The organism is Alkalibacterium sp. m-11 (assembly GCF_054658155.1).
Window position 1 is genome coordinate 1 of sequence record NZ_BAAGIR010000477.1, and the last position, 262, is coordinate 262.

1 pseudogene is annotated in these 262 nt (G+C 35.9%); it reads right to left on the bottom strand.

The annotated features are described in order from the left end of the window. Positions 1-262 (bottom strand): annotated as a pseudogene (locus tag ACYQ2O_RS13245) (IS21 family transposase); the annotation flags it as partial.

Genomic DNA, 262 nt, shown 5'->3' on the forward strand with positions numbered 1-262 from the left:
TCGAACCCTTTCTTTTGTATGAATTTGAAGATACTTTTAGCGGTACATTGATCTTCTAACTTAGTATCTATGATTTGTTTGAATGAATCTAATTTACTCGGATATGTCCTCCTTGTTTTAGGTTTATCACCTTTCAACGCTTCTTCATACGCTGCTTTAACCGTACGATAGTCACATCCGTATTGTTCCGCTAACGCAGTATAATTGGGCTTTATGCCATCAATCATATGTTTTTTCACTCCTTCTCTGATATCTCTTCTCA